Genomic DNA, 4,161 nt, shown 5'->3' with positions numbered 1-4,161 from the left:
AGGCAGAAGCCTTCCGGGCGCGCTTGTGTGAAACGGGTGGCCGGGCAATCAGGCGGCGTCGTCGCTCTTGCCCAAGATTTCCTGCGTCCACGCCATGGCCTGCACGTAGAATTTATCGGCGTCCTCCTGCCGGATGCCTGTGGCTTGCACCACCTCCTGCACGTGCGCCCACTGTCCACGCTCATAGGCGCGGGACAGCTCCAGCAGCGGCTTGAGGCGGTTTTCCTGTCCCACAAGGGCCTCTTTAACCTCGTCATCCAGCGGCACATTCTCCAGAATCTCCTCCATGGGCTGCCCAAGCAGCGCGTCGAGGAGTGAGAACAGCCCCAGCAGGAACATGGTCTCCGGCGAGATGCCAAACTTTTTGGACAAATCTTCCATCAATTCCAAAAAGCGCCCCCGGTGCACGGACAGGAAGGCGACCTCCTCAGCCTTTTTGTTGGGGCTAAGGTCGGACATGATGGCAACGCGCAGCCACTGGGCCAACTGGCGCTGGCCAAGCAGCGTAATGGCGCGGGCGACGGATTCCACCTTGTAGCGCACGCCAAGGCCCACGGAGTTGATATACTGAAACAGGCGATACGTCAGGGACAGGTCTGCCTGAATAATGCGTCCAAGGCGGACCACGTCAAAGTCCGTGCGGCCCAGCTCCTTGAGCAACTGAATCTTGGCTATTTCGCTGGAGGAAATCTTTTTGCCGGGGATAATCTCCGGCTTGGAGAAAAAGAACCCCTGAAACAGCGAAAACCCAAGCTTTCGCGTCACCTCAAAGGTCTCGACGTCCTCCACCTTTTCCGCCAGCAGCGTACAGTCGTAGGACTTCAGCTTATCCACCGTCTCGCGGATGCGCTGCGGGTCGGAATCCAGCCCAAGGATGTCCACCTTGATGATGTCCACATACTTAAGGAACGGCTCAAGCTCCGGCTCGCCCATATAGTCGTCCATGGCGAGCATGAAGCCTGCTTCCTTGATGGCGGCCACAGCCTCAAGCACATCGGCGTCCGGGCTGACGTCCTCCAGAATCTCCACAATGGCGATATCCGGCGGCAGGGCGTAGGCGGCGTCCTCCAGCAGGAGCTTTTTGGGGAAGTTGATCAGGGCGCGCTGCCCCTCTTCCATGCCTGCGTACGCCAGCAGAAAGCCGTCGGCGATGACCTTGGTCGTGGCCATGTCCGAATCCGTCACAAAGGCCCCTGTCGCATCACCGGAACTGCGGAACAACAACTCATAGCCAAAGACCTTTTGGTCTTGGTCAAAAATGGGCTGACGGGCCACAAAGACAGATTCGGCAAGTTGCGAGGCGGCAGATTCACTCTGCGTAATTTCAAGCATGGACGTCCTCATAAAGCGCCAGAGGCGAAATCAGGGTACCAGTGGGACAAGGTCCAACCCCAGTCCCATATCAAGCCCAAGCATAACGTTGGCATTGGCCAGCGCCTGCCCGGATGCGCCACGGCACAGATTGTCTATGGCAGAAACAACAATCAGGCGCTGCGTTCTGGGATCGACAACCAGTCCGATATCACAGAACATTGTGCCCCGGACAAAACGCGTCTCAGGCAGCTTGCCAAGGGGCAAAACGCGCACCCACGGGGCCTTTTCGTACGCCTTGGAGTATAGCAAATGCACTTCATCCAATGAAAGGCTTTTCTTGAGACGGGCGTAGCTCGTGCTCAGGATGCCCCGGCTGATGGGCAACAGGTGCGTGTTGAACGACACGGTCATCTCCGCGCCGGCAACGCCGGACAACTCCTGCTCAATCTCGGGCGTATGGCGGTGCTTGCCAAGGTTGTACGCCTTAAAGGAGTCCGCCACCTCGCAAAACAGCGAGCCAACGCTGGCCTTGCGGCCCGCGCCCGTGGTGCCGGACTTGGAGTCCACCACAATGCCGTCCGTCTCCACAATGCCCTCGCGCAGCGCCGGGGACAGGCCCAAAATGACGGACGTCGGATAACACCCCGGATTCGCCACCAGCCGCGCGCCGCGCACGGCCTCGGCATTAAACTCCGGCAGGCCAAAGACGGCCTCGGGCAAAAGCTCCGGGTGGCGGTGCTCAAGACCGTACCAGTCGGCGTAGGTGCCCGCGTCCTTGATGCGGAAGTCGGCGGACAGGTCCACCACCTTCACGCCGCGCGCCACCAGCTCCGCCGCCATATCCATGGCCGTGCCATGCGGCACCGCCAAAAAGACCAATTCGCACGCCTCGGCAAGGTCCGCCACATCCGGCACGGACACCACCACATCACCAATGGGAAAGCCCGCAAGGCTGGGGAACAGCTCGCTCAGGCTTTTGCCCGCCTCGGACCGCGACGTAGCCCGCACCAGTTCCATGCCCTCGTGCCGCGCCAAAAGCCGCGCCAACTCGATGCCGGTATACCCGGTCACCCCAACAAGACCGACAGGGGTACGCTGTGTCATACTCATCCCCTACCTTGTCTTCAGCACGTATTTCATGCGCAGGTCGTACAGCAAATCCGTGATGAGCTGCCGCTCCTCGTCGTCCAGATTGCCCTTGGTCTTCTCCTCCAGCATGGAGAGGACATCAATGGAATGCTTGGCCAGCGCCAAATTCTCCGTAGGCTTGCCGGTTTCCGGGTCCGGCACCTCGCCCAGCGGCACCAGCGCCGACGACGCCAGCGACATCACAAAGGTGGAAAATGTCACCTGCGGCAGCGGGATGTTCCCCGACGCCGCGTCCATGGTCTTCTTTTCGTCAGACATCGTAACGCTCCTTGCGTCATCTGTGCATGCACATCCGCCGAAAGGGCCGCACACCCTGCCGGGTGGCCGCCCTGCTCCGGCGCCGCGCCTATTCGGGGCAGCCCTCAGCCATGGCGGCCTCGTACGCGCGCATACCCTGCTCCATGTAGTCCCGCGAGGCCGTGTAGCCACCACAGGCTTCAAGCGCGCTCGCCAGCGCATGCAGGCCCGCCAGCACATCGCCGTAGTCCACGTGGCCCATATGACCAAAGCGGACAATGCGCCCCTTCATCGCGCCCTGACCGCCAGCCAGCACTACGCCATAGCGCTCCGCGCAGCACTGGAGCACTGCGCTTCCGTCCACGCCCTCGGGCAGGCGGATGCTCGTCAGGCCCCACGTAAAGTGCTCCTCGGCAAACAGCTCAAGGCCCATGGCGCGCGCGGCACTGCGCACCAACTGCGTCAGCGCCCACTGCCTGCGGTACACGTTCTCCAGCCCCTGCTCCTTGAACATGGCAAGGCAGGTGTGCAGGCCCATGAGCAAATTAATGGGCGGCGTAAACAGCGTCTGGGAATTCTTCTCGATCTTTTCCCGCTCGCCCAGCAGGTTAAAGTAGAACTCGCGCGGCTTCACCTCTTCCACGCGCTTCCACGCCCGCTCGGAGAGCGCCAAAAACGACAGCCCCGGCGGCAGCATCAGCCCCTTTTGCGAGCCAGTCAGCAAGCAGTCCACGCCCCACTCATCCATCGGGCATGGCGAGATGCCAACCGCCGAGATGCCATCCACCACCAAGAGGACGTCCCGCTCCCGCGTAAACGCCGCAAGCTCCTTGATGGGATGCAGCACGCCTGTAGACGTCTCCGACGCCTGCACAAGGATGCCCTTGGCCTTGGGGAACTTCTCCAGCGCCGTGCGCAGGTGCTCCACCGTAATGGCCTTGCCCCACGGCACGCTGACAATGGCCGCGTCCAGCCCGTAGGTGGAGGCAATCTCGCCCCAGCGCTCGCCAAACTTGCCGCCCTCAATAACGATAACCTGATCGCCCTTGGAAAACAGATTCGTGGCCGCCGCCGTCATCGCGCCCGTGCCGGACGACGACATCGCCACCACTGGCTGGCTGGTGCCAAAGAGCCAGCGCAAATCCTTCTGAATCTCGCCAAGCAGCGCCGTAAAGCCCGGCTTGCGGTGGTGCACCATATCCATGGCCAACGTCAGCCGGACTTCCTCCGGCATCGGCGTGGGACCGGGAGTCAACAGTCGCATCTTATCCATATCCCTTCCATCCCTTGCAATGCGTTCAAATACACACACCTGCGACGGCGCAGGCTTCATAACAAAACGTTGTCGCCCATCCCCTCGGGCGGTGGGTGCCAACGGCAGGCCGAAGGTGGCGGCGCGGGGCGTGTTGTGCTCCGCAGGCTTAAGGGCCGTGGGCCCTTAAGAATCCCATGTGCGCACAG

The 4,161-nt window shown here is 61.6% G+C and carries 4 protein-coding genes; all 4 read right to left on the bottom strand.

The genetic code is table 11. The annotated features are described in order from the left end of the window. Nucleotides 1-48 precede the first annotated feature (48 nt). Nucleotides 49-1,332 (bottom strand): EAL and HDOD domain-containing protein, encoded by a 1,284-nt coding sequence (locus ACY69P_RS14760; RefSeq protein WP_404843787.1) that lies wholly within the window; start codon nt 1,330-1,332, stop codon nt 49-51. 30 nt (nt 1,333-1,362) lie between these two features. Continuing rightward, complete coding sequence (gene argC, locus ACY69P_RS14755) at nt 1,363-2,418, bottom strand: N-acetyl-gamma-glutamyl-phosphate reductase (RefSeq protein WP_462328022.1); 1,056 nt, start codon at nt 2,416-2,418, stop codon at nt 1,363-1,365. A 9-nt stretch (nt 2,419-2,427) separates the two neighbouring features. Next, on the bottom strand, nt 2,428-2,721 hold the full coding sequence (locus ACY69P_RS14750) for a DUF1844 domain-containing protein (RefSeq protein WP_462328021.1): 294 nt from the start codon (nt 2,719-2,721) through the stop codon (nt 2,428-2,430). 88 nt (nt 2,722-2,809) lie between these two features. Further along, entirely contained in the window at nt 2,810-3,973 is a 1,164-nt protein-coding gene (locus tag ACY69P_RS14745) for a pyridoxal-phosphate-dependent aminotransferase family protein (protein WP_459900502.1), read from the bottom strand. Nucleotides 3,974-4,161: the final 188 nt, after the last annotated feature.

Source organism: Desulfobaculum sp., from assembly GCF_054921475.1.
This window is presented reverse-complemented; position numbering and strand designations above follow the sequence as displayed.